This is a genomic window from Microbacterium sp. Mcb102 (genome assembly GCF_024519805.1).
Classification (GTDB): domain Bacteria; phylum Actinomycetota; class Actinomycetes; order Actinomycetales; family Microbacteriaceae; genus Microbacterium.
Genome location: NZ_JALJRG010000008.1, coordinates 186,040 through 210,941, shown reverse-complemented (window position 1 = coordinate 210,941; position 24,902 = coordinate 186,040). Strand labels below are relative to the sequence as shown.

Here is a 24,902-nt window from a genome sequence, read left to right as displayed (position 1 = left end):
AAAGACACGATGACAGTTCAGAAGATTCTCGTTCTGGGTGCCGGCCGCGGACAGGTCGGCCTGATCCGGGCGGCGAAGGCCCTCGGTGTGGAGACGCACGTCGCCTCCCTGCCCTCGACCACCGCGCCGGGACTGGCGCTGGCCGACAACGTCGTGACGGTCGACATCGCCGACGCCGACGCGGTGGAGCGTGCGGCCCGCGAGCTCGGCATCACCGCCATCGCGACGAGCTGCGCAGACACCGGAGTTCCTGCGCTCGGGCGCGTGTGCGACGCCCTCGGGCTCACAGGGCTCTCGGAACAGGCCGCCGCGATTTGCGGCGACAAGAACCTCATGAAGGCGGCGTTCGCCGAGGCGGGCGTGCGCACGGCCGTTTACCGTGTGATCGCGACGGAGCAACAGCTCGACTCCGCGGTCGCGGCGCTCGGCTTCCCGCTCATCATCAAGGCGACGGACCTGCAGGGCAGCCTCGGGATCGTTATCGTGCGCGATGAGGAGGAGGCCCGCAACGGCTTCGCGTTCGCGATGGAGGCGACCCGTCGCCCGCACGTGATCATCGAGCAGTTCATCGAGGGCAAGGAGTTCGGCGCTCAGGCGCTGGTGCGCAACGGCGAGGTCGTGTTTGTCCTGCCGCACGGCGATGAGGTCTTCATGGCGAAGACGGCGGTGCCGGTCGGCCACTCGGTGCCTCTCGAACGTGACGAGGATTTCCTGGCGCTGGTCGTCGCCGAGACGGAGAAGGCGATCCGTGCGATCGGGCTCGACGACTGCGCCGTGAACGTCGATCTCATCGATCGCGGCGGCGAGGTGTTCGTGATCGAGCTCACGGGGCGCGCCGGCGCGAACGGCCTGCCTGAGATGGTCTCTGGGCACTTCGGCATCGACTACTACGAGACGGTGGCCCGCCTCGCTCTCGGCGAGGACCCGACCGAGCCGTGGCGCGGAGAGCCGGGCGACCGGCCCGCCGTCGCCGTGCGCATGGTGGCCGCCCCCGATAAGTTCGGCACGATCCAGTCGATCGGCGTTGATGAGTCGGTCGTCCCGGATGCCGACTACGTCCTGTTCCGGAACGTAGGAGACACCCTCAACGGCTTTACCAACTCCGGGGACTGCATCGGTCAGGTCGCCGTCTCCGCCGACTCGCTGAACGAGGCGCTGCGCAAGCTCGACGCCGCCGAGCGAGCCATATCGTTGTCCGTCGCGTAGGGTACCGCGTGAAGGTTTTGCTGCTCTTCGCCAACGCCTTCCCGTTCGGGGCGTGGGAACCATACCTCGAGACCGAGGTCGAGTACTACTCGTCCTTCGATCGTGTCGAGATTTTCTCGCTCTCGGTGCGTGCCGAGCAGCGAAAGAGTCGACGGGCGATCGCGGACAGTCGGATCCGCGTTCACCCGATCAGCTTCCGCTCGAAGGCCTTCTATGCCATCGGGGCGCTCCGGGTGCTGTTCGACGGCGAGCTCTATCGCGAGACGGCGAGACTCGTCCGACAACGACGGCTCAGCCCTCGCCGCTGGGTGCAGCTCGTGGTCTTTCTCAGCCGTGCCCACCACGAAGCGGGCGAAGTCGTGAAGCTCATCCGACGCCACCGACTGGTCGGTCCTGAAGACGAGGTGGTGCTCTACTCGTACCGGTACGCCTATCAGCCCTACGTCGCCGACATCGTCCGCCGTCGGATCACAGCACGCTCGGTGAAGAGCGTGGCGCGCGCACACGGCGGCGACCTCTACGAGAAGGCGGCGTCGAACGGGTACATCCCCCTCCGCGCCCGAGTGGCCCGGGACGTCGATTCGGTGCATCTGGTCGGCCAGCACGGACTCCGCCACCTGCTCGGCAGCACCCCCGAGGTCGCCGGACGCGCCCGCGTCTCGATGCTGGGAACGGTCGACCGCGGCCTCGCGCCGGCGCCGCAGGGAACCTACGAGGTCCGCATCATCACGTGTTCGAGCATCGTCCGTGTCAAGAGACTAGATCGTCTGGTCGAGGCGCTGGCGGTCTCCGAGCCGGGACAGCCCATCCGGTGGGTCCACTACGGCGACGGGCCTCTCCGTGAAGGCCTGGAAGCCGCGGTGGCGACTCTGCCGGAGCACGCGGCGGTCGAGTTCCGAGGCGAGATCGAGAATGCGAAACTCCTCGACGTATATCGACGCGAGCCGTTCCACGCGCTCGTGAACGTGAGCGAATCCGAAGGGGTCCCGGTCTCGATGATGGAGGCCTGCTCCTTCGGTATCCCGATCGTCGCGCTCGATGTGGGTGGTGTCGCCGAGATCGTCGAGGACGGGGTGAACGGGCGGTTGCTGCCCGAGGCGGTGCCGCCGGAGGAACTGGCTCGCGCATTGGTCGACGTCGCCCTCCGTTCGGGCACCGAGGGGTCGCCGTTGCGCAGGGGTGCCCGCGCCGTCTGGCAGCAGCGCTTCCGTGCTGACGAGAACTACGCGGGATTCGTCGCGGACATCGCTTCCGCGACCGGCCCAGCCGCCTAGAAGCACGCCCGCGGACGCGGGCTGCGGGAAGAAGCTCAGGAACGAATGATTGGATTGCGGCACTATGACTGATCTGTCGCGTCGGGAGATGCGGGCTGCCGCGCAGGAGCGCCGCCCGCGCCGCTGGGGTCGACGGATCGGCATCACAGCGCTGGTGCTCGTCGCCGTCGGCATCCTACTCGCGGTTCTGGGCTGGCTGCTCGCGGAGCGGGTGTTTGCCGCCCGCGACTCCCTCACCGAGGCCGTGCCGCGCGCACAGGAGATTCCCGCGCTGGTGCTCAGCGGCGATGTGGAAGGGGCGACTCGCACGACGCAAGAGGTGCACGACGCCGCGGCCGACGCCGTGCGGCAGTCGGACTTCTGGCTGTGGTCGCTCGGCGAGAAAGTTCCCGTGCTCGGACCGAACCTCACCGCTGTCCGAGTGATGAGCCAGAGTGTCGCCGACCTGACCGAGGTCGGCGCCGATGTGATCTCGGCCGTCGATCTGAAGGCGTTCCGGCCCGTGGACGGCGCGATCGACCTGCCGAAGCTCACGACGGCAGGGGAGGCGGTCGGTGAGATCGCGACCGTGGCCGCCGACATCGACGGCGAGCTGGACGAGCTGCCCACCGACGATCTGATGCCGCAGCTGACCGGCCCTCTCGAGACGCTGAAGGGCGCCGTGGGGCAGATCACCGACTTCGCGGGCCCGCTCCAGCAGGTGGCCGCCGCACTGCCGTCGATCCTTGGGGCCGACGGCCCCCGCACCTACGTGCTCATGTTCCAGGGCAACTCCGAGGTCAGGGCATCCGGAGGCAACCCCGCGGCCCTGGCGATCGTGCGCGCCTCGGAGGGGCGTATCGAGCTCGTCGAGCAGGCGGACAGCTACTCGTTCAAGAACGACCGCGCCACCAGCGTCATCCCGCTCGCCCCGGAGGTTGAGGCCATCTACGGCGACACCGTCGGACGCTGGGTGCCCGACATGACCTACATGCCGGACTTCCCCACGACGGTCGACATCCTCAAGGGCTGGTGGGGCACGGTCGATCTCCCCGCGTTCGACGGCGTGCTGTCTATCGACCCGGTGGCATTGAGCTACTTGCTCGATGCGACGGGACCGATCGTCCTGGACACGGGGGAGACGCTGACGCGCGACAATGCCGTCAAGCTCCTGCTGCACGATGCCTATTCCCTCTATGAGGAGGGGCGCACGCCGCTCACCCCCGATGACTTCTTCGCTGCCGCCGCCGCACGTGTCTTCACCTCGCTGATGGACGGGGTGGAGGATCCCCTCGCGATGATGAAGGGTCTGCAGCAGGCGACCGATGAGGGACGGATCAAGTTCTGGAGCAGCGTACCGGAGGAGCGCGACCTCGTCGCCGGCACGAAGCTGTCGGGCGTGCTGCCGACCACGAACGAGACCACGACGACGGCGGGCGCGTTTTTCAACGACACGACCGGCTCCAAGATGGACTTCTTCATGCGCGCGGAGATCGATGCGACCTCGGATCAGTGCGTCGCGAAGGGAGCCCCGACGTTCGACCTCACGGTCAGACTAATCAACGACTCCGTCCGTGAGCAGGCGCTCGGCCTTCCGCGTTACGTCACTGGCCCCAATTACACACCGGGCGACATCGCGACCGACGTGCTGCTCTACTCCCCGCCGGGGGCGAAGATCGAATCGTGGAACGTCGAAGGCGCCGCGAACGTCGTCGTCAAGGCGGAGGGGCAGCACCTGGGGCGTCATGTCATCCGCCTGGGCGTGGTGACGACTCCGCAGACCACCGCGACGATCATTACGACGATGTCGGGCGACCCCGCGGTCGCGGCGAGCGACTACGGTCCGTTCGACGTCTGGACGACGCCGATGGTCTCCGCGACTCCGATCGCCGTCACCGCCAAGGGATGCGCAATCGATTGATCCGTGCGCGGCACCGACCCGCTACGGCCCACCCCACCGCCCGATCGGCCACAGAATCGGCCCGGCCTTGCCGAACACGTCGTCGCGCGTCATCCAGCGCCAGCAGCTCTCGTCTGGATCCGCCGTCCCTCGGCAGAGATACGCGGAGTCGGCCGAGTTCGCCCGATTGTCTCCGAGCACGAGATAAGAATCCTCCGGAACGGTGACCGGCGCGAAGCAGCGGGTCGACATCGGCTCGCTGTCGCAGTCGAGCGACCCGGCGACGAAGGGGAGATCCTTGACGACGTAGGGCTCATCGAGCGGTTCGCCGTCGACCAGCACCCTGCCCTGGGCGTCGCAGCACTCCACGGTCTGCCCGGGTCCGGCGATGACCCGCTTCACCAGCACGTAGGGCCGGATGCCGGTGGTCTCGCCGACCCAGTGGAACGCCTGCGAGAACCAGTTTCCGCCGGCCGCGGGCTTCTCGCCCCAGGCCTCATCGGGACGGAACACGACGATGTCGCCCGGCGCGGGGTCTGCGGCGACGTAGGCGAGGCGGTTGACGATGAGGCGGTCGCCCGGCTCGAGCGTCGGCGACATGGATCCGGACGACGGCTGGCCGATGAAGGCGACGATGATCCCCGTCAATGCGAGGGCGAGCGCGATGTTGACCCAGATGTTCCCGAGGAGTCGCCGACGCGGTCTCGGTGCATCTGTCGTCATCATCTGCTCTCCGGCTCGCGCGCTGCGGTGTCGACACAATACTGTCAGGGAATGGCCCAGTATTCCGGTGACAGCGGTCCCCGCCTGCTCGAGTCCGCATCGGCATCGCAGGCGCAGCGCCTGCTCATCCCCGACGTCCTCCGTGGCGTGGCGATCGTGGCGATGGTGATCGCGCACGCGAACCCGTTCCTGCCCGAACTGCCCTGGGCCGCGAAGTTCACGACGGCGATGTTCAGCGACCTGGCGTCGCCGCTGTTCGCCCTGGTGATGGGCATGTCGGCAGAGATCGTCTGGCGCCGTGGCGGACGCGTCGGCGTCACACTTCTTCAGCAGGTCTTCCGCGGACTGTTCCTGATCGCGCTGGGCGTCTGGATGGCGAGCTGGGGCTCGTGGGTCGACGTGATCCTGGCGTATCTCGGCGTGACCATCATCCTCGGAGCGCCGATCCTCCTCGCACGAACGCCCGTGGTGATCGCCGTGACAGCGGTTCTGCTGCTCATCAGCCAGCCTCTGGTGGATCTCGCCCGGACCTGGACCTGGGTGTACACCGCACCCGCCCCGGTCGCCGACATCATGCAGTGGCTCCTCCTCGGATCGCACTACCGCGTGCTCAATCTCCTGCCGATGTTCCTCATCGGCGCGCTCCTCATCCGGCACGGTCTGCAGCGTGACCGACTGCTCACGACTCTGGCCATCGCGGCGCCGCTTGCCTACGTGGCCTGGGCTGTTGGGCAGCGCCTCGGCGCCGTGCAGTCCGGCGACTACCTCGACACCCTGAAGGACTTCGGCCTCGTCTTCGCGGTCTACGTGATCGTGGTCTTCGCCGCGACCGCTCGACGGGAGGGCGCGAAGCGCTTCTGGAGTCCGATCTTCGTGCCCCTCGTCGCATGCGGACAGGTCGCGCTGAGCCTCTACCTGCTGCACGTGGGGCTCATCGCGCTGTGGAACAACGCGAACGGACGTCCGACCGAGAACTTCTGGCCGGGCTGGCTCGTGATCGTTCCCGGCATGATCCTCGTGGGGTGGCTCTGGTGGCGGTTCGTCGGCACCGGCCCCGTCGAATGGGTGATGGGCTGGCTGACCGGTCGGCGCAAGCCCCTGCTCCGCGCACGATGAAGGCGGCTTCGCGCCACTGACACCGCGTCAGGCGGGGGAGACCTCGACCGCCGCCCGGATGCTGTCGATCAGCACCCGCACCTCGTCGCTGCCGACCGCCAGCGGCCCGGCCTGCGTCCCGTCGGTGCCGATGAGTGCGGCCACGGGTGTCTCCGCTCCGATGCGGAGCGCCGCCGCAACCGAACCGCCGACGTCGAGCGCGAACCGCGTCGAAGCGGGGAGGTCGTGCGGCGGCTCTGTGCTCGCCGCGACGCTCACGGCGCGCTGGATCACATAGACGTCGACAACGGCCGCCAGAGGCGCCTCCGCGGCCTTGAGTGATGCCAGGGCGATCGCACACGCGTGACACTCCGGCGCGACGAACACGAGTAGCCGGGCGCGGGCGGCCGGGACGAGCAGATCGACGATCTCTGCGGTGCCAGGCAGCAGCACGGCGCCGGCTCCGCGGGGGATCTGCGCATCCGTTCGCCCGATGGCGTTCGATGCGCGGACCAGGGACCAGACGCCGACGGCGATCAGCAATCCTGCACCGACAGCGCCGAGCACGAGGGGCACCGACGGGCCCGTGAGGAGTGTGGCCGGAATCCCGACGGGCTCGGAGACGGCGACCGCCGTGACGGCCCCTGCGAGTACCGAGGCGGCGATGGCGGTGAGGACCGCGTTGCGCACGATGAGTCGAGGCCCGATCGCGGAGGGGAGCCAGTCACCGAAGCAGCCGCAATCATCGGTGGCGCCGAGTCGGTGCGCCCGGGCGACGGCGACCAGAAGGCCGGAGGTCAGCAGGAGTGCCGCCGCGGCGGAGACCACGAAGAGCCAGCTGGCGGTCGCGAGCAGGCCCACGGCGACAACGGCCTCGGCCGCGATCAGCACCCCGGCCGCGGTCTTCGAGTGGCGAACCGGGATGCGCAGGGCAGCGAAGGCCGACTGTCCGTGATCCGCAGAGCGCAGTTTGCCGACGGCGCTCACGGCGAAGACGACGGCGAGGAAGAAGGCAAGCGGAACGAGGAATGCGCTCATGGGTTGATTCTCCCGGATCGGAAAAGCGGGCGGATCCTGGAAGGATCCGCCCGCTCGGTGCTGCACGTCGCCCTGCCGCCACCATCGGCGGTGGCCGGAGCGACGATGGGAGCGTCGGTGCTGGGCCCGGCGCTCCCATCGAGATCCGCTCAGAGCAGGTTGATGCCCACGTTCTGCGAGGTCGAGTTGTTGCCGGTGACCGAGTCGCCGGTGACGGTCGCGGACATGACCTGCTGCGGTCCGCCGAGGAGCGAGGTGAGCAGCCCGACGTTGAGCAGAGAGTCGAGCGTCGTGCCCAGGCCGATGACGATGTTGCCGCCGGCGGGGATCGACGGGAGCGTCAGCGTGTAGTTGCCGTCTGCCCCACCGATGGACACCCCGGCCACGGTGGCGATGTTCAGGCTCAGCAGGCCCGGGTTGTACTGCACGACGGCCGTGGCACCGGCGGGCGAGGCGTCGGTACCGTTGTTGGTGATCGTCAGCGTGTTCACGGTGTTGACCGACGCGAGGAGACCGAGGTTCAGCGTGATCGGACCGCTGAGCGCGGGAACGAGGTCGTCGTTCAGCACCGAGGCCGCAGCGAGCGGCGTGGCGACGGCTGCCGCGATGACGGGGACCGACCACGCCGCGCCCTTGACGATGGTGCGCCGCGAGATGCCCTTGTTCTTCTGGATTTCTTCGGTCACGTGAGTGCCCTCCCTGTTCGATGCAGATGCGGTTTCCCGCGGTGTCGTGAAGAGGCGACACGTCGTCTGCATCCCCCAGGAGCCTCTTCGTGGTCATCAAAGTAGGGAGAGGAAGAGGGGGAGGAAGGGGGTTTCGGTGAACTACGCGCAGGGTGCGCTCAACCTGCGCGATCTGTGCGTTCTGGCTGCGCGGAGCTATGCCCGGCGCGAGGAGCGCAGGGTGCGCGGGGTGGCCTGATAGGCCTCGTCGAGTGCCCGACGCATGCTCATCGGAGAGTGGAATCCGGCGCGCTGCGCGATCTGGTCGATGCTCAGCACGTCGTAGCGACTGTCGACCAGTAGCGAGTGCGCCAGCCGCGCGCGTTGGCGACGGATCTCCGCCGCGACGCTGTTGCCGGATTCGGAGAAGACGAGCTGCAGCTGCCGCAACGACGACTGCACCTCATGCGCGACGCGCGACGGTTTCAGCGACGGGTCACCGCACTGCTGCGAGATCACGGCGATCGCCCGCTCACGCAGCACGGCATGCGGCGAGCCCTGCCCGCTGACCCCGCCGATCCGGTCGAGCAGCACCGCGCCGCACATCTCCATCACCAACTGCTCGATGGCGTACTGCTCGATCGCCGATGCATTGTCGTCGGCGTCGAGCAGGCATCCGACGAACTGCTGCATCGAGGTGTCCAGGAGCCGGCGGTCCGTGAACACGGTCGCGTCGGGAGGCAGCGACGGCACGAACGAGGCGATGGCCGAGCGCGGCACGAGTGCGGCGACGAAGCGCCACTGTCCGGCCCACCGCAACCGGCGTGTGATGCCGTGCGCGGCGACGACGAGACCGCCGTCGGTCTCGACCCAGGGTTCGCCCTCGAGACGTGACCACAACGCCTGCGCTTCGACGAACGCGAACACGGCGTGGTCGGGGTACGAGCTCACGGTGTCCACGTGGAGTTCGGAGGTCCCTCCGCCTGTGCTGAGCAGGCGCACACCGCCGGAGGCGCGCTCCCGGGAACGCAGTCCAGGGCGGTCTCCGACCCGCCGGACACCGTGCTTCGCGAGCTCTCTGTCGTCGATGACCTGAGCGTGGGAATGACTCACGAGACGTCCCCTTTCAGGGTGCCAGCGAGCGGCAGTAGCGCCTCTGCGATCGGTGCGGCCTCGAAGCCGAAGCCCCGATACAGCGGTGTATTGAATATAGATTCAATCATCCCGGACCTCCTGTCAATGCAGATCTCGAATTCGTGTAGTGAGACGACACGAAACTCATCTGCATCCCCCAGGAGCCTCACTGCGAGCCACCGTAGAGCGCCCGTCAGGGAAAATCCGACGAATAGACGAAAAGCGCGCAATGTGCGTTGTTCCTGCGCGCATTGTGCTGCCGACTCCGCGGCTCGCCGAGTCGGCGAACGTGGATAGGCTTGCTGGCATGCCCGATCGCCTCCTCGTCAACGCGGTCGGAGCGGTGATCGAGATCGACGCCTCCCAACGCGACGACGACTTCCGGGCTCGCGCCGCGGCTGCCTGGGCGGATGCCCGCTACGAGGGCGATCGAGTCGCCGATGCGGTCGCCGTGGTTCCGGCCGACACGGAGGATGCCGCAGCCCTCTCCGCGCTCTCGACCGACGTCACGATCAAAGCCCTCGCGCACCGCCGACACGACCCGATCTGGATGTTGCATGCTGCCGGTCTCGCCACTGACGACGGTCGCGTCGTGGTCCTCAGTGCGGCATCCGGCACCGGCAAGACGACGGCGGCGCGCCACCTCTCGAAGCGCTACGCGTATGTGAGTGACGAGACCATCGGCATCGACGACACCGGTCGCGTGGTGCCCTACCGCAAGCCGTTGTCGATCATCGAACAGGATGCCGTTCCCAAGGCTCAGGTCGCGCTGTCGAGCATCGGCGGCGCGCACCCGCTTCCCGATGAGCTGCGGGTGGCGAAGATCGTCGTGATCGATCGCTCGCCGGAGGGCCCGGAGGTGCCGGAGGTCGAACTGCTGGACGTCGCGGACGCCCTGGCTCTGCTGGGACCGCAGACCAGCTATCTCTCCGACGGGCCGGCACCCCTGCAGCGGATCGCTGCGCTGCTCGAAGCCACCGGCGGTGCGGTTCGACTGCGCTACCGGGAGGTGGCGGGCATCGACGGGATCATCGACGATCTGCTCGCGGTCGAGCCCGCTCCGGTGCCGCCGATCATCGCCCGCACCGCACCCGTGGTCGACGCGTCAGCCGCGGACGCGTACCGCCGCGCGGAGACCGTCGATGAGCTGGTGCTCGACTCCCGTGTCGCCGTGCTGCGGCGGACGCCGACCGGGGGACAGGTGCACGTCCTCGACGGCATCGGCCCGACCATTTGGAGCGCGGCCGCCGGCGGGAGCACGCTCGCTCAGCTCGTCGACGCCGTGGTGACCATGCACGGAGAGCCCGCAGACGGAGACCCCGTGACGATCGTGCAGACGGCCGTGCAGGTGCTCATCGCCGACGGGATCCTGCTGCCGCCGACTCAGCCCTGAGAGGGGCCGCAGACCGAGCGGTGACTCAGACCTGAGCGGTGCCGCGCCGGCGTACACCGGGCGCGGCGTCGGGCTCAGTGCTCTCGCTGTCCGCGCCGTCCTTCGCGTAGCGCTCGTAGGCGCCGTAGTACTCGCGGCCGTAGTACGCCGACTCCGCACCCTTGCGCGGCACACGGTTCAGCACCACGCCGAGCACCCGACCCGTCGTGCGCGTGATGTTGTCGATCGCACGCTGCAGCATGTCGAAGGTGGTCTTCCCGGACGAGACGACGATCAGCACGCCGTCTGCGTTCGCGGCCAGCACCGCGGCGTCGGTCACCGGCAGCACCGGTGGCGAGTCGAGGATGACGATCGCCGACTTGCTGATCTCCGCCAGGAAGTCGCGCATCCGCTGCGACCCGAGCAGCTCGCTGGGGTTCGGCGGGATGCGCCCGGCGCCGACGACGGCGAGCGGGATGTCGCGGGAGGGGCGATGCGCCACATCCTGCAGCTCGGCCCGACCCGCGAGCACATCGGTGAGGCCGACGTCGTGGGACATCCCGAAGATGTCGGCGATGACCGGGCGGCGCAGGTCGCAGTCGATGAGGATGGCCCACTGTCCGGCGGCGGCGAGGCTGGAGGCGAGGTTGACCGAGACGGTGGACTTGCCGTCTCCGGGCACGGAACTCGTGACCACGATCACGCGCGGCGGGTTGTCGACGTCGATGAACTGCAGGTTCGTGCGCAGCTCGCGCATCGATTCGATGAGGTGGTGCGACACCCCGTGCTGCGATTCCAGGGAGAAGTCGATCACCTGTCGCTCGCCGGCGATCGACTTCTCGAGCGGGAGGGTGCCGATGACGGAGACGCCCGTCTCGCGCTCGATGTCGCGGGGGTGACGCACGCGACGGTCGACGGTGTGCCGCACGAACGCATAGACGAGACCGAGGGCGAGACCGGCGAGAGCGCCGATGATCACGTTCAGTCGCGTGTTCGGCGACGACGGGGTGCTGGGAAGGCGCGCGGAGTCACCGACGATGAGGGAGATCGCCGCCGGCGTCTCGGCGGTGCCGCCCTCGAGCTTCTCGATCTCGATCGCCATGCCGTCGAGCCAGGCCTGCGCCAGTGCCTGCGCCGACTCGGGCGTCGGCCCGGTGGCGGTGACCTTCAGCGCGGTGGTGTCGACGGGGTTCGTCACCGTGACCCGGTTCACCAGCACGTCGGGCGAGGCGTCGATGTCGAGTTCGTCGATCGCATGCTCGGCGACCGCCCGCCAGGAACCGAGATTGAGGTACGACTTGACCCTGCTCTGGGCGAGCTGGTTGCCCACGAGGGCGGAACCGCTCGTGCCGTCTCCGCCCACGGCCGTCACGATGCCTGTCGTGTCGGCCGAGTACACCCGTGGCTGCAGGGAACTCCAGCCGAACGCGAGGGCCGCACCCACCAGCGTGGCCGCGACGATGACGATCCAATGCGCGCGCAGAATGCGCGCGTAGTCTCTCAGTTCCAACTCTTCATCCCCTCGCACATCCCGCGGGGAGGCCGGGATGCAGACATGAGAATGAGCATACGGCGAACACCCCGCCGCCGGAGGCGCACACGGCTCACGTGAGGGCGGCGCGCACGATTCGTTCGACCTCGACCAGCGCGGGAGTCAGCTCCGCCGCCGACCGGGCGTAGGTCTCACGCGACCGCCGGTAGGGGTCGATCACGTCGTCATCATCCCCGGAGGAGGCGGTGACGCCGCGCTGATCGTTGACGGCACGCAGCACGGCGGCGAACCGCTCGTGCGACGACGAGCCGGCCGCATCGGCGGCAGCGCGGGCGTCGTCGGTGCTCACCGTCGATGCGAGGCGCGCGAACTCGCGGACCGTGAAGGTGCGACGCAGTCGGTTCGGCATCATCTTGACCACGTGCGACCGATGCTCGCGTGCCATGGTGAGGACGAGGTCGGCGTCTTCGAGAAGCGGCTCGACCAGGTAGCGGGCCAGGTGGGCGGATGCCGTCGCGGGATCGACGCCCGCCTGCGCGGCCAGCTCCAGCGCCGGCTCGGGCATGCCGTGACCTACCAGGGCATGGGTGCCCGCGCTGTGGACCCACACGCCGAGCGGTTCGAGGTCGGCCCGCAGCATGACCTCGGCCAGCGGCGACCGGCAGATGTTGCCGGTGCACACGGTGAGGATCGTGAGGCGTGACGAGGGGGCATCCGACGCCGCTGCGCCCAGGATCGCGGCGAGGGGGGCGGCATCCTCCGTGGGGGCGGATGCGGGGGCGACGGGTGCGGACGGTGCTTCCGGGGCGGTGGCGGATTTCTGTCGTTCGCGCCATTCCCGGCGGCTCATGCCGGCCGGCGGTCCATCGTCGTGCTGCGGGTTCACGCCACCAGCCTAGGGCTCCGTGCCGACCGCGACGGCAGCATCAGGATGAGCAGCACCGCGATCACCCCGCCTACGAGCGTTCCGAGACTGTTGGCGATCACATCGGAGATCGTGGGGAAGCGCGAGGGCATCAGCCCCTGGACCGATTCGATCAGCCCGCTCATCAGGGCGCCGATCAGCACCACCTGCCACAGCCGCAGACGCGACCAGGCCAACGGCAGCAGGAACCCCACGGGGACGAAGAGAGCGACGTTCGCCAGGAACTCGAACACCACGGCGCTCTGATAGTAGGGAGCGATGCCGGCGTCGGAGACCCACCGTGCCATGACGCCGACGAGACCGGTGACCTTCGCCGAGACGTTCGCCGGCAGCCACACCGTGAAGCCGATGAAGAGCAGGTAGCCGACGAGTGCGACCCGTGCCGTCGCAGCCCCGGCGCGGACGGGGGCAGCGGTGGCGGAGGACATCCCGTCATGGTAGCCGCGGCGCCCCGGAGCGACTCTCAGCTTCGGGCGTCGCTCCAGCTCAGCTGCTCGATGTAGCGCAGCAGCACGCCCTCACGCAGCGCCCACGGCGACACCTCGAGCTCCTCCACCTTCAGCGCCGTCATCGCGGCATGCAGCGACACCGCCGCGGCCACGATCTGGAACGTGCGATCCGGGGTGATGCCGGGGAGCTCCTGCCGGGCCGACGCGGGTAGCCGCGCCAGCCGAGGGATCCACGAGCCGAGCGAGGCCCGGGGGAGCAGCATCCGCTCGGTCCCCGACCACCCGGGCGCCGGGTAGCCGACCAGCCGTGCCAGCGAGCGGATGGCCTTCGATGAACCGACGACGTGGTCAGGCCGGGGCAGCGCGGCGAACTGGGGCAGGACCGTGGCGAGAGTCGCGGCGGCGTGGGTGCGCAGCTTCTCGACGTCGGCCTCGCCGGGCGGGTCGTTCGGCAGGAACTGCACGGTCATGCGTCCGGCACCGAGGGGGACGGATGCCGCGGCATCGGGCATCTCCTCCGCGCCCGCGGCGATCTCCAGCGAGCCCCCGCCGATGTCGAGGAGCAGCAGCTGCCCCGCCGACCATCCGACCCAGCGGCGGACGGCGAGGAACGTCAGCTCGGCCTCGGTCTCACCGTCGAGCACCTGCAGCGGCTGCCCGAGAGCCGCCTCGATGCGGGCGATCACGTCGGCTCCGTTGCGCGCGTCGCGCACCGCACTCGTGGCCGTCGCGAGCAGCGCATCCACGCGTTCGGTCTCGGCGACGCGACGCGCCTGGGCGACCGCGGCCTCGAGCGCGACCACGCCCTCTTCCGAGATCGCGCCGTCGGGCGTGAGGTAGCGCATGAGGCGCAGCACCGTCCTGTCGCTCGTCGTCGCGAGCGGACGTCCACCGGGGCGGACGTCGGCCGCCAGCATGTGGACGGTGTTGGATCCGATGTCGAGGACTCCCAGGCGCACGCGAAGAGACTACTCGCGCCCGGATACAGGGGGCTGGTAGTTTCATTCTGTGACGATATTCACTACACCATGAAAGAGGAGTAGAAATGAAGGTAGTCGTGAACCTCGCGGACCGTCGAATGACCTCCAGTGGTCTGCCGGGCGTGGAGGTCATCAATCGCGGCTCTCGCCCTTGGATTCAGGTGAATGATCGGCAGTGGCCGCTCTGGCTCGTGGAGCGCGCCTCGAAACTGCCGCCGGGGATCGTGGATGCCGTGACACCGGGCGCGATCGGTTTGGTCCTCGGGGCGCAGATTCCCGACGACGAGCGCGTCGCGCTGGAAGATGAAGGACTCGCCTGGTGGGACCTGAGAGGTGCCCTGCATCTCGAGCGCGACGATGTGCTGATCCACATCGATCGCCAGGGCCGCCGCCCTTCGCGGACGCTCGACGTCGGCACCGGCCGGGTGCTCGGTCCGGTGGGCGTGCGCGCAGCCCAGTTTCTCATCGAAGGAGAACGAGGCCACCGATGGAGCGTGAGCGCGCTCGCCGCCCAAGCGGGAGTCTCCATGGGGCAGGCGCACAACGTATTCGACCTCCTCGAAAGCGAGCAGCTCGTACAGGCGCTGGGGGTGGGGGCATCGAAGCGGCGTGTTGTGGTCGACCGCGAGCGTCTGCTCGAATGGCTCGGCGCCACGGAAAGCAGGTTGCGGCTTCCCACGGGCGCCTTCACCTATATGTACGCCGCGAACGAAGTGCAATTGATGCAGAGATTTCACGAAGCAGCGCAGAAGGCGGAGATCTCCTACGCGGTCACCTCCACGGTCGGAGCACGATTCCGCCGCGTTCCCGTGACGACTTCTGTGGTCACGAGAGTTCGGGTCGATGGTTCAGACATGGACGGTGTCCTCGGTCTCCTGGGACTGCCGGTGCTGGATGCGGACGAAGCAGGAAGGGGGGCGAACTTGGAGCTGTGGCCCGATACGGGGAAGGTGGGTACCTTCTCGCGCACCGAGATCGACGGCGCCTTCGTCGCACCGGAAAGCAGGATCTGGTTGGACCTGATGCGTCAGGGTGGCAGGTACGCTGACGGCGCCTCGCTGTTGAAGGAGAGAATCCTTGAACGTCCCTGACGGACGTCGCATCGATCAATACGATGCGACCACGACGGACCTTGTGCTCGGAGAACTGGCAGACGTCATTCGCGCCAGCGGCTTTGCTGGCGAGCACCTCATTGTCATCGGCGGCCTGGTTCCCACGCTGCTCGTCCCTGTGCTTGCGCAGGACGCTGAGGCGCACATCGGGACTACGGATCTCGATCTATGCCTGAGCGTGGCTCTGGTGGAAGGGGATACCGCCGAGTATGAACGCCTGGAGAGCGCCATCACAGGGATCGGGTTCGAACAGAGTGAGCAGTCGTTCCGCTGGGTGCGCAAGGACGGTCTGCGTATGACGCTCGAGTTCTTCTGCCCGGCATCCTCGGAACGGCCTCCGGGGAGGGCCTACCGACCGCCGGCAGCTCGAAATGCCACAGCGAAGCACAACTTCGGCGGGAAGCTGTCTGCTCTCAGCCTGAAGGCAGGAAATGTGCTCGTCGAAGATGTCGAAACGGTCGAGCGTGCGGTGACTCTGCCCGAGGGCAAGGGCAAACTCTCCATCCCCTTGCGCGTGACGGGTCCGCTCGCGTTTCTGCTCGCCAAGAAAGATGCGCTGGTCGGACGAGACAAGCCCAAGGATGCATACGACATCGTGTGGATCATCGAGAACTGGCCGGGTGGGCCGCGAGGAGCCGCGGAAGCGGTGATGAAACGGCCCGCGTATCGGGAAGAGACGCGAGCAGCGCTACTCGACCTGCGTGACTTGTTCGCCGACGTGGATCAGATCGGGCCCGCGAGTTTCGCCGCGTTCGTCGCGGCACCCGATCGGGATCTGCTTCAGCGGCGGCGAGCAGTAGGAGCAGTTGAGGAATTCCTCGCGGTTATCGAGCAGGGAGACTGAGGACTCCCAGGCGCACGGAAAGAGACTACTCGCGCCCGGATACGATGTACTCCGTGACCACCGTCGACCCCACGCTGCCGCTGTCGCCCTATCGGGAGATCGGCCGCGCGGAATGGGCCCGGCTCGCCGCCGGACTCGAGCAGCCGCTCACCGAGACCGAGGTCGTGGAGCTGCGCGGCATCGGCGACCGGCTCTCCCTCACCGAGGTGCGCGAGGTGTACCTGCCGCTGAGCCGTCTGCTCAGTCTCTACGCCACGGCCACCAAGCGACTGGGGGCGGCCACGTCGTCGTTCCTCCAGGAGGACGACACGACCACCCCGTTCGTCGTCGGCGTCGCCGGGTCGGTCGCGGTCGGCAAGTCGACCATCGCGCGCCTGCTGCGCGAGCTCATGAGCCGCTGGCCCGGCACTCCGCGTGTCGAGCTGGTCACCACCGACGGCTTCCTCTACCCGAACGCCGAACTCGAGCGCCGCGGGATCATGGATCGCAAGGGCTTCCCGGAGTCGTACGACCGCCGCGCGCTGATCGAGTTCCTCACGAACGTCAAGAGCGGCGCGACCGAGGTGCGCGCTCCCTTCTATTCGCACATGCGCTACGACATCGTGCCCGACGCCAACGTCGTCGTCCGTCGTCCCGATGTGGTCATCGTCGAGGGCCTCAATGTCCTGCAGCCGCCGCCCGCGCCGAACGACGTCGCCGTGAGTGACCTCTTCGACTTCTCGATCTTCGTCGACGCGGACACCTCGCACATCGAGAAGTGGTACGTCGACCGCTTCCTCGCCCTCCGCCAGGCCGCGTTCGCCAACCCGTCGTCCTACTTCAACGTGTTCGCGCACCTCACGGACGAGGAGGCGATCACCACGGCACTCGGATATTGGAATGAGATCAACATGCCCAACCTCGTCGAGAACGTGATGCCGACGCGGCACCGTGCGCGACTGGTGCTGCGCAAGGGCGCGGATCACGACGTGGAGACCGTGCTGCTGCGCAAACTCTGAGCGCCGTTCGGGGCGGGAGAATGTACGGACGACTCGCAAAAAACCCGCCTTACTCTTGATCCCATGTGTGGAATCGTCGGATACGTGGGCCCGCGCCCCAGCCAGGACATCCTTCTCGCCGGTCTTGCCCGCCTCGAGTACCGCGGCTATGACTCCGCGGGCGTCGCCGTGATCGACGGGGACGGTTCGCTCGGCATGCGCAAGAAGGCGGGCAAGCTCGCCATGCTGCGCGACTCGCTCGCCGACGCGCCGCTGCCCGACGGGTCGACCGGCATCGGTCACACCCGCTGGGCGACGCACGGTGGACCGACCGACGTCAACGCGCACCCGCACCTGGCCGACGACGACAAGCTCGCCGTGATCCACAACGGCATCATCGAGAACTTCTCGGCCCTGCGGGAGGAACTGCTCGCCGATGGCGTGGTGTTCCGCAGCGAGACCGACACCGAGGTCGCGGCGGCCCTGCTCGGGCGTGAGTACGCGGGCAACGGCGGCAACCTGCAGCTGGCCTTCCGCAGCGTCGTGAACCGTCTCGAGGGCGCGTTCACCCTGCTGGCGATGCACCAGGACCACCCCGGTCTCGTGGTCGGCGCCCGCCGCAACTCCCCGCTCGTGATCGGACTCGGCGAGGGTGAGAACTTCCTCGGCTCCGATGTCGCCGCCTTCATCGAATACACCCGCAAGGCGCTGTCGATCGGACAGGACCAGATCGTCTCGATCACGCCGGAGGCCGTCACGGTCACCGACTTCGCCGGCACGCCCGTCGAGGCCGAGCCGTTCGACGTGTCGTGGGATGCCGCCGCCGCCGAGAAGGGCGGATGGTCGAGCTTCATGGCCAAGGAGGTCTCGGAGCAGCCCGAGGCCGTCGCGAACACGATCCGCGGACGCATCCAGGACGGCCAGGTCGTCATCCCCGAGCTCGACGGACTCGACGAGCTGTTCGTCGGCATCAACCGTGTCATCATCACCGCCTGCGGCACGGCGTCGTATGCGGCGCTCGTCGGCAAGTACGCGATCGAGCAGTGGGCACGCGTCGCCGTCGACGTCGAGCTCGCGCACGAGTTCCGCTACCGCGACCCGGTGATCGGCGCCGACACCCTCGTCGTCTCGATCAGCCAGTCCGGCGAGACCATGGACACGCTGATGGCCGTGAAGTACGCCCGCGAGCGCGGCGCACGCACGCTGTCGGTCTGCAACACGCAGGGCGCCACGATTCCCCGCGAGTCGGATGCCGTCGTCTACACCCACGCCGGCCCCGAGGTCGCCGTCGCGTCGACCAAGGCGTTCTCGGCGCAGATCACCGCGCTGCTGCTGCTCGGCCTGCACATGGGCCGTGTGCGCGGAGCGATCGCCGACGCGTCGACCGACGTCGCCGAGCTCGCAGCTCTCCCGGAGAAGATCGCGAAGGTCCTCGAGAGCGAGCAGGAGCACGTGACGCAGCTCGCCGGCTGGATGGCGGACACCCGCTCGGTGCTGTTCCTCGGTCGCCACGTGGGCTACCCGATCGCGCTCGAGGGTGCGCTCAAGCTCAAGGAGATCTCGTACATCCACGCCGAGGGCTTCGCCGCCGGCGAGCTCAAGCACGGACCGATCGCGCTCATCGAGCCGGGACAGCCGGTGTTCGTGCTGGTGCCGTCTCCGCGCCACTCCGCGCTCGTGCACTCGAAGGTCGTCTCGAACATCCAGGAGATCCGCGCTCGCGGCGCCCGGGTGATCGTGATCGCCGAAGAGGGCGACGCGGCCGTGCTGCCGTTCGCCGACGAGGTCATCCACATCCCCCTGGCCGGCGCGATGTTCGAGCCGCTGCTCGCCGTCGTCCCGCTGCAGATCTTCGCGATGGCACTCGCGACCGCCAAGGGACTCGACGTCGACCAGCCCCGCAACCTCGCGAAGTCGGTCACGGTCGAGTAGTCCCGTCTTCACGTCGCACGAATGGCCTTGTTTCCACGGAGACGAGGCCATTCGCACGATTCCGATGCGACGCATGCTCGCTAGGCTGAACGGGTGATCATCGGCACCGGCATCGACCTCGTGGACATCCCGCGATTCGAACGGACGATGACCCGAACGCCCCGCCTCAGGGAGCGGCTCTTCGCCCCCTCCGAGCGCACGCTGCGCCTTCCCTCGCTCGCCGCGAGATACGCCGCCAAAGAGGCGCTCATCAAGGCGCTGGGCGGTTCCGACGGAGTGCACTGGACCGAGATCGAGATCGCCTCCGAGCCGTCGGGACGCCCGCACTTCGTGCTCACCGGTTCTACCGCCGCGGTCGTCGAGGAGCGCGGCATACGTACTCTGCATCTGACCCTCACCCATGACGCCGGCCTGGCCGCGGCGTTCGTCGTCGCCGAAGGAGCCCCGCTGTGACCGTCCCCTTCCGCGAGGCGTCCATCGATCTCGACGCGATCGCCGACAACGTGCGGCACTTCCGCCGACTCACGGGCGTCGAGGTCATCGCCGTCGTCAAGGCCAACGCCTACGGGCACGGCGCCGCGGCCACCGCGGTGGCCGCGCTCTCGGCTGGTGCCACGCGCCTCGGCGTCGCCGAGATCCCCGAGGCGCTCGAACTGCGCAGGCAGGGCGTGCACGCCCCCCTCATGGCGTGGCTGCACGCACCGGGGGAGAGGTTCGAGCACGCGGCCGCGCAGGACATCGAGATCGGCATCTCCTCGTTCGACCAGCTCGAAGCGGCTGCGGCGGCGGCCACGGTCGACCGGCCGGTGGGCGTGCACCTGAAGTTCGAGACCGGGCTGTCGCGCAACGGCATCGCCCCGGCCGACTGGGGGCGTGTGCTCGCCGAGGCCGCGCGCCTCGAACGCATCGGACGGCTGCGCATCGTCGGGCTGTTCAGCCACCTCTCGAACACCTCGGCGGACGACGACAGGGCGGCGCTCGCGAAGTTCGAGGAAGGTGTCGCCGCGGCCGCATCCTTCGGCATCCACCCGGAGATCCGCCACATCGCCGCCACGGCCGCCGCCATCGACCTGCCCGAGATGCGACTCGACGCCGTGCGCATCGGGGTCGGCCTGTTCGGCCTGTCCCCCTTCGACGACCGCAGTTCCGCCGAACTCGGGCTGCGACCCGCCATGACCCTCCGCGGAGCGATCGCCGCCGTGCGCAGAGTGCCGGCGGGCACGGGCGTCTCGTACGGCTACGACCACCGCACCGACCGGGACACGACGCTGGTCCTCGTCCCGCTCGGATACGCCGACGGTGTGCCGCGGAATGCCTCCGGGCGACTCCCCGTCTCGATCGCCGGACGCCGCTTCGTGAACGTCGGGCGGATCGCGATGGATCAGTTCGTCGTCGACGTCGGCGACACCCCGGTCTCGATCGGCGACGAGGTCGTGCTCTTCGGCGACCCCACGCTCGGGGTGCCCTCCGCCGCCGATTGGGCTGCGGCCGCCGACACCATCAACTACGAGATCGTCACGCGCATCGGTCCCCGCGTCCCCCGGCGGGCATCATGAGCGTCGACCCGGCCTTCCTCGGCCGGCGGGAGATCGCGACGACCGAGGCGATGGAGCAGCTGGGCCTCCGCATCGGCGAGCAGCTGGAGGCGGGCGACCTGCTCATCCTCACCGGCCCTCTCGGCGCCGGGAAGACCACCTTCACCCGCGGCCTCGCCGAGGGGCTCGGGGTGCGCGGACCCGTGCAGAGTCCGACTTTCGTGATCGCGCGCACGCATCCGTCGCTCACCGGCCGGGCTCCGCTCGTGCACGTCGACGCCTACCGCCTGGGCTCCGCTGCGGAGCTCGACGACCTCGATCTGGACCTGGAGCATTCGGTGGTCGTGATCGAGTGGGGACGCGGCATGGCCGAAGAGCTCGCCGATTCGTGGTGGGACATCGAGCTCGAGCGGCCGGTCGGCGCCTCCGACCTCGACCCCGCAGAGCTCGACCCCGCAGAGCTCGACGCCGACGCTCCGCGGATCGTCACGATCGTGCGCGAGGGCATCACGTGACGGCGGCTGTGCGCCCGCCGCTCGTCGCCGTCATCATCGAAGACGACCCGGGTGTGCGCTCGCTCCTGGACGAGGTGTTCCTCGCCGCCGGTTTCGAGACCCACCTCGCCGGTTCCGGGCCGGAGGGCATCGCCGCGATCGAGGAACACCAGCCGGTGATCACGACCCTCGACATCAACCTCCCCGGCATCGACGGGTTCGAGGTCGCTCGACGCATCCGTCGGGTGAGCGACACGTTCATCATCATGCTGTCCGCGCTCTCCGACGAGTCGGACGTGGTCCTCGGGCTCACCTCCGGTGCGGACGAGTACCTCGTGAAGCCGTTCCGGCCCCGAGAGCTGCGCGCGCGGATCGAGGCGCTCCTCCGACGCCCCCGGATCGTCGACACGCGCCCGGACCCGACGCCGGCCCCGGCCGTCGTGCACGAGCCGGGGACGGAAGGCGCCACCGTCTTGACCTGGCGGGGCCTGGTGCACCGCGACCTCAGCGTCGACCTGGACACGCGGCTCGTGCTGATCGGGCAGAAGCGGATCGACCTCACACCCACGGAGTTCGACCTGCTCGCCGCCATCCTCGAAGCGAAGCTCCGGGTGCGCAGCAAAGCGGACCTCGCGCGCGGGCTGCGCGGCGCTCCCGACGGCTCCACCGACTACGTGAGCGAGCCGGACAAGCGCGCGATCGAGACGCACATCGCGAATCTGCGGCGCAAGCTCGGCGACAGCTCTGCGCGACCGCGCTACATCGAGACAGTCCGCGGCGTGGGCTATCGCCTCGCTCCCGCCGATGACACGGCGACCTGACTGGGGCGGGGCCGCGGCTCCCCAGCCGCGGCCCCGGTGCCTGCGAATCCCCATTCGCGTGGCCCCAGCGTCTGCGTTGTTCCCCAGTCGCAGTGTCGGCCCCCACTCAGAATGCTAGGGCTGCGGGGACGCCTGAAGAGCTGGCACCCGCGATCTTTGAGTAATCTTGCGGTAAAGCTGAGGTTCTTGGGGGAGGGCGAGCGTCGATGATCCGTACTGTGTCGATCTGGCGCTGGCAATTGGTCTTCACCGGCAGCATGGTGGCGATCGTCGTGATGGTCGCAGCCTTCAAGCCGCAGACTCTCGGCATACCCTTCTTCCTCGCGGGGATCACGCTGATCGTCGTCACGACCATCGCGACGCTGCTCGTCCCGTGGCACCGCCTCCCACCGAACGCGGTGATCGTCGTGCCGTTCCTCGACGCGCTCGCGGTGGGCTTGACCACCAACGCTCCCGACCTGCGGCTCGGGTTCCTGTGGGTCTTCCCGGTCGTGTGGCTGGCGTCATACTTCACCATGCCGTGGGTGGTGGGAGGCATCGCCTTCATCGGACTCTGTCTGGCGGTGTTCTCCGATCGCACCGGCACGCCGGCCGACGTTCTGCTGCGCGTGCTCACCGCGATCATCACGCTCGGCTTCCTCGGGGTGACGGTCCGCATCGGAGCGCAGCGGGCGCGCGCCTCCCGGCGGCTCCTCCAGCGTCGCTCCGAGCAGATCAACCGCGCCGCGGAGCGTGCCGAGACTAACCAGCAGCGGGTGACGCAGATCATCGATGCACTCGGGGTGGCCCTCGTCGTGGTCACGGCGGAGGGACGCATCCTGCAGATGAACGATGCCTACCGGGTGCTGTACGGGCGGGATCGCTTCGGAGCCGCATTGCCCACGGCGGCCGTGGAGTACGACGGAAGGCGCGGGGCGACCGTGCCCCCCGAGCGCACGACCCTCGCCAGGGCGGCCGCCGGCGAGCAGCTGCAGGACGAGCGCGTCTGGCTCTTCGACGGCACCGGCAAGTGGCGTGCGCTGGAGGTGACGACGCAGACGGTGGCCAGCGCGAAGGCGCGCGACCAGATCACGCTCGTCGTCATCGACGACGTCACGATGCTCCTCGAAGCAGCAGAGGAGCGCCGCGCACTCACCGCGATCGTCTCCCACGAGCTGCGCAATCCCCTCACCGCGATCGTCGGCCACGTCGACCTGCTGCGCGAGCGCGAGGATCTGCCGGGCCGGGTCCCCGCGCAGCTCGAGGTCATCGCCAGTGCCGGAGAGCGGATGCAGGAGCTCGTGACGACCATGCTGGACCAGGCCGTGCCGCCGACCGAGGACCCGTTCGAGCCTGTGGACCTTCGTCAGATCTTCGATGCCGCCGCCGCATCCGCTGCGCCGCTGATCGCGGTGAATCGCCAGGTGCTGGAAATCGTCGGCGTGGATGCCCTCATCATCCACGGGGATGCCTTCCGGCTGCGTCAGGTGCTCGACAATCTGCTCAGCAACGCCGTCAAGTACACGCCCTCCGGTGGGCGCATCACGGCCCGGCTGCGGGCGATGGGTGCGCAGGCCGAGCTCGTCCTCTCCGACACGGGCATGGGCATCGCGCCGGATGAGCTGCCCCGGCTGTTCGAGCCGTACTTCCGTTCCGACGCCGCCATCCGCGGCGGCATCGCCGGCACCGGTCTCGGCATGGGCATCGCCCGCGAGATCGTGGTCGCCCACGAGGGCGCCATCGAGGTCACGAGCGAGGTGGGGCAGGGCACCACCGTCACACTCCGTTTTCCCCGCCGTCGTAAGAAAGAGGTGCAGGCATGACGCCTCTCGTGCCCGTGAACGTCGACATCACCACGAGCATGGTCGCGGTCGTCACTGTCCTGACGGTGCTGGTGCTCGGCCTCGCCACACTCGCCCGCCCATCGCGGGCGACGGTGATCTGGGGAGCCGCGTTCGGGCTCGGCATGCTCGGCGCATACCTCTGGCTCGCGGGGCACCAGAACGACTTCCAGCCGCTTCGCAGTGCGGCATCGGCGCTGCTGCTCTGCTTCGAACCGCTGATCTGGATCGGTCTGCGGGTGCACCTCGGACGACGCGCTCCCTGGTGGATCGTGGTGGTGTTCGTGGCCGTCGCTCCCGTGTTGCTCGTCGCGACATCGGACTCGCCCTGGTATCTGTCCGCTTTCAACCTCGTCTTCGTCGGCAGCGGCGTCTTCGCCGGTCTCGTCGCCTACGAGCTGCTGCGCAGGCAGCCGGTCTCGCGGGACATCATTCTCCCGCTCGCCCTGGCGTCCTGCGGCTTCGTGATCGTGTCGGTCGCCAGCGCGGTCAGTGCGCTCACGATCGGCACGGCGAGCTCCTCGGAGCAGCTGGACGCCCTGCGCGGCATGAACGCCGTCGGCACCATCGTGGTGTCGACCTGCGCGGCCTTCACGCTCGTGCTGCTGGTGCGGGCGGGGGAGTCCCGACCCACCGAGACGGATGGGGTCGCGCAGCGCGCCCGTCGGCGGCTCCGGAAGGCGGAGGCGCAGAACGACCACGGCTGGTCGATTCTCGAGGTGCGTCTGGACGACCCCGCCGACCTCCGCGAGGCGATGTCGGGCTCGGAGTTCGCACGCATCGTCGATCGCTTCCACGACGACATCCAGGAGGCGCTCCCGCCGCTGGCCGATGCCGAGCGGATCGCCGACGACCGTGCCGTCGTGGTGATCCGTGCGAGCGATGAAGCGGTCAGGTTCCATGTCAGGGCGGTGCTGAGCCGGATCTCCGACATCGACCACGACCGGGCCGTCGGTGGCGTCCGCGCCTCCGCCAGTATCGGGTGGGCCACGGCCGACACCTGCGGCTACGACTACGACGTGCTGGTGGCCGCTGCAGGACGGGCGGCGGCGCGGGCACGAGAGGCCGGTGGCGATCAGTGGAAGCGAGCGGCCGAGGCCGACTCGACGGTCGCCTGAGAGGTTGAGGTCGTCGA

At 68.7% G+C, this 24,902-nt stretch carries 23 protein-coding genes; 15 read left to right on the top strand and 8 right to left on the bottom strand.

Annotated features, from left to right (window positions below):
• Window positions 1-9 precede the first annotated feature (9 nt).
• The 3 genes from OC372_RS18145 (at window position 10) to OC372_RS18135 (ending at window position 4,380) form a co-directional block, all read left to right on the top strand.
• Entirely contained in the window at window positions 10-1,206 is a 1,197-nt protein-coding gene (locus tag OC372_RS18145; protein WP_262003467.1) for an ATP-grasp domain-containing protein, read from the top strand.
• A gap of 8 nt (window positions 1,207-1,214) precedes the next feature.
• Window positions 1,215-2,480: a glycosyltransferase gene (locus OC372_RS18140; RefSeq protein ID WP_262003465.1), complete on the top strand. Its 1,266-nt coding sequence runs from the start codon at window positions 1,215-1,217 to the stop codon at window positions 2,478-2,480.
• Between the two features lie 64 nt (window positions 2,481-2,544).
• On the top strand, window positions 2,545-4,380 hold the full coding sequence (locus tag OC372_RS18135) for a DUF4012 domain-containing protein (protein WP_262003462.1): 1,836 nt from the start codon (window positions 2,545-2,547) through the stop codon (window positions 4,378-4,380).
• Between the two features lie 21 nt (window positions 4,381-4,401).
• Here the strand turns inward: OC372_RS18135 and lepB are convergent, their stop codons facing one another.
• Window positions 4,402-5,085 carry a signal peptidase I gene (gene lepB, locus OC372_RS18130; protein ID WP_262003460.1) on the bottom strand — a complete coding sequence of 228 codons (684 nt, stop codon included), beginning with the start codon at window positions 5,083-5,085 and terminating at the stop codon, window positions 4,402-4,404.
• 48 nt (window positions 5,086-5,133) lie between these two features.
• On the opposite strand from lepB, the gene OC372_RS18125 reads away from it, so the two are divergent.
• Window positions 5,134-6,198 carry an acyltransferase family protein gene (locus tag OC372_RS18125; protein WP_262003458.1) on the top strand — a complete coding sequence of 355 codons (1,065 nt, stop codon included), beginning with the start codon at window positions 5,134-5,136 and terminating at the stop codon, window positions 6,196-6,198.
• A 27-nt stretch (window positions 6,199-6,225) separates the two neighbouring features.
• Here OC372_RS18125 and OC372_RS18120 read toward each other — a convergent pair whose 3' ends face one another.
• The 3 genes from OC372_RS18120 to OC372_RS18110 form a co-directional block, all read right to left on the bottom strand.
• Entirely contained in the window at window positions 6,226-7,215 is a 990-nt protein-coding gene (locus OC372_RS18120; protein ID WP_262003456.1) for a MauE/DoxX family redox-associated membrane protein, read from the bottom strand.
• Between the two features lie 149 nt (window positions 7,216-7,364).
• A complete protein-coding gene (locus OC372_RS18115; RefSeq protein WP_262003454.1) occupies window positions 7,365-7,901 on the bottom strand; it encodes a hypothetical protein in 537 nt (178 codons plus the stop codon).
• 195 nt (window positions 7,902-8,096) lie between these two features.
• Window positions 8,097-8,993 (bottom strand): helix-turn-helix domain-containing protein, encoded by an 897-nt coding sequence (locus OC372_RS18110; protein WP_262003452.1) that lies wholly within the window; start codon window positions 8,991-8,993, stop codon window positions 8,097-8,099.
• 328 nt (window positions 8,994-9,321) lie between these two features.
• Here OC372_RS18110 and OC372_RS18105 point away from each other — a divergent pair, with 328 nt between their 5' ends.
• Entirely contained in the window at window positions 9,322-10,407 is a 1,086-nt protein-coding gene (locus OC372_RS18105; protein ID WP_105712229.1) for a hypothetical protein, read from the top strand.
• 25 nt (window positions 10,408-10,432) lie between these two features.
• On the opposite strand, the gene OC372_RS18100 is transcribed toward OC372_RS18105, so the two are convergent.
• The 4 genes from OC372_RS18100 to OC372_RS18085 all read right to left on the bottom strand — a co-directional run bounded on the left by OC372_RS18100 (window position 10,433) and on the right by OC372_RS18085 (window position 14,211).
• The gene (locus tag OC372_RS18100) at window positions 10,433-11,896 is read right to left on the bottom strand and encodes a polysaccharide biosynthesis tyrosine autokinase (protein ID WP_146114882.1); all 1,464 of its coding nucleotides are present in this window, start codon (window positions 11,894-11,896) and stop codon (window positions 10,433-10,435) included.
• Between the two features lie 94 nt (window positions 11,897-11,990).
• The gene (locus OC372_RS18095; protein WP_262003449.1) at window positions 11,991-12,764 is read right to left on the bottom strand and encodes a low molecular weight phosphatase family protein; all 774 of its coding nucleotides are present in this window, start codon (window positions 12,762-12,764) and stop codon (window positions 11,991-11,993) included.
• The gene (locus tag OC372_RS18090) at window positions 12,761-13,231 is read right to left on the bottom strand and encodes a VanZ family protein (RefSeq protein WP_262003447.1); all 471 of its coding nucleotides are present in this window, start codon (window positions 13,229-13,231) and stop codon (window positions 12,761-12,763) included. Before OC372_RS18090 ends, OC372_RS18095 begins: the two co-directional genes overlap by 4 nt.
• Before the next feature lie 35 nt (window positions 13,232-13,266).
• The gene (locus tag OC372_RS18085) at window positions 13,267-14,211 is read right to left on the bottom strand and encodes a Ppx/GppA phosphatase family protein (RefSeq protein WP_105711656.1); all 945 of its coding nucleotides are present in this window, start codon (window positions 14,209-14,211) and stop codon (window positions 13,267-13,269) included.
• Window positions 14,212-14,297: 86 nt separating this feature from the next.
• On the opposite strand from OC372_RS18085, the gene OC372_RS18080 reads away from it, so the two are divergent.
• The 10 genes from OC372_RS18080 (at window position 14,298) to OC372_RS18035 (ending at window position 24,885) form a co-directional block, all read left to right on the top strand.
• On the top strand, window positions 14,298-15,323 hold the full coding sequence (locus OC372_RS18080) for a hypothetical protein (RefSeq protein ID WP_262003444.1): 1,026 nt from the start codon (window positions 14,298-14,300) through the stop codon (window positions 15,321-15,323).
• Window positions 15,310-16,188 (top strand): hypothetical protein, encoded by an 879-nt coding sequence (locus tag OC372_RS18075; protein ID WP_262003442.1) that lies wholly within the window; start codon window positions 15,310-15,312, stop codon window positions 16,186-16,188. Before OC372_RS18080 ends, OC372_RS18075 begins: the two co-directional genes overlap by 14 nt.
• Before the next feature lie 44 nt (window positions 16,189-16,232).
• On the top strand, window positions 16,233-17,186 hold the full coding sequence (gene coaA / locus OC372_RS18070) for a type I pantothenate kinase (RefSeq protein WP_091035079.1): 954 nt from the start codon (window positions 16,233-16,235) through the stop codon (window positions 17,184-17,186).
• Between the two features lie 63 nt (window positions 17,187-17,249).
• Window positions 17,250-19,097, top strand: coding sequence for a glutamine--fructose-6-phosphate transaminase (isomerizing) (glmS, locus tag OC372_RS18065; RefSeq protein ID WP_029261111.1), 1,848 nt, complete (start codon window positions 17,250-17,252; stop codon window positions 19,095-19,097).
• A gap of 93 nt (window positions 19,098-19,190) precedes the next feature.
• Window positions 19,191-19,550, top strand: coding sequence for a holo-ACP synthase (locus OC372_RS18060; RefSeq protein WP_029261110.1), 360 nt, complete (start codon window positions 19,191-19,193; stop codon window positions 19,548-19,550).
• Entirely contained in the window at window positions 19,547-20,653 is a 1,107-nt protein-coding gene (gene alr / locus OC372_RS18055) for an alanine racemase (RefSeq protein WP_262003438.1), read from the top strand. Before OC372_RS18060 ends, alr begins: the two co-directional genes overlap by 4 nt.
• Window positions 20,650-21,147, top strand: coding sequence for a tRNA (adenosine(37)-N6)-threonylcarbamoyltransferase complex ATPase subunit type 1 TsaE (gene tsaE, locus OC372_RS18050; protein WP_029261108.1), 498 nt, complete (start codon window positions 20,650-20,652; stop codon window positions 21,145-21,147). Before alr ends, tsaE begins: the two co-directional genes overlap by 4 nt.
• A complete protein-coding gene (locus OC372_RS18045; RefSeq protein ID WP_105711650.1) occupies window positions 21,144-21,947 on the top strand; it encodes a response regulator transcription factor in 804 nt (267 codons plus the stop codon). Before tsaE ends, OC372_RS18045 begins: the two co-directional genes overlap by 4 nt.
• 206 nt (window positions 21,948-22,153) lie before the next feature.
• Window positions 22,154-23,749 carry an ATP-binding protein gene (locus OC372_RS18040; RefSeq protein WP_262003435.1) on the top strand — a complete coding sequence of 532 codons (1,596 nt, stop codon included), beginning with the start codon at window positions 22,154-22,156 and terminating at the stop codon, window positions 23,747-23,749.
• Window positions 23,746-24,885, top strand: coding sequence for a hypothetical protein (locus tag OC372_RS18035; protein ID WP_105711648.1), 1,140 nt, complete (start codon window positions 23,746-23,748; stop codon window positions 24,883-24,885). The genes OC372_RS18040 and OC372_RS18035 overlap by 4 nt, the downstream gene beginning before the upstream one ends.
• The last annotated feature ends 17 nt before the right edge of the window (window positions 24,886-24,902 follow it).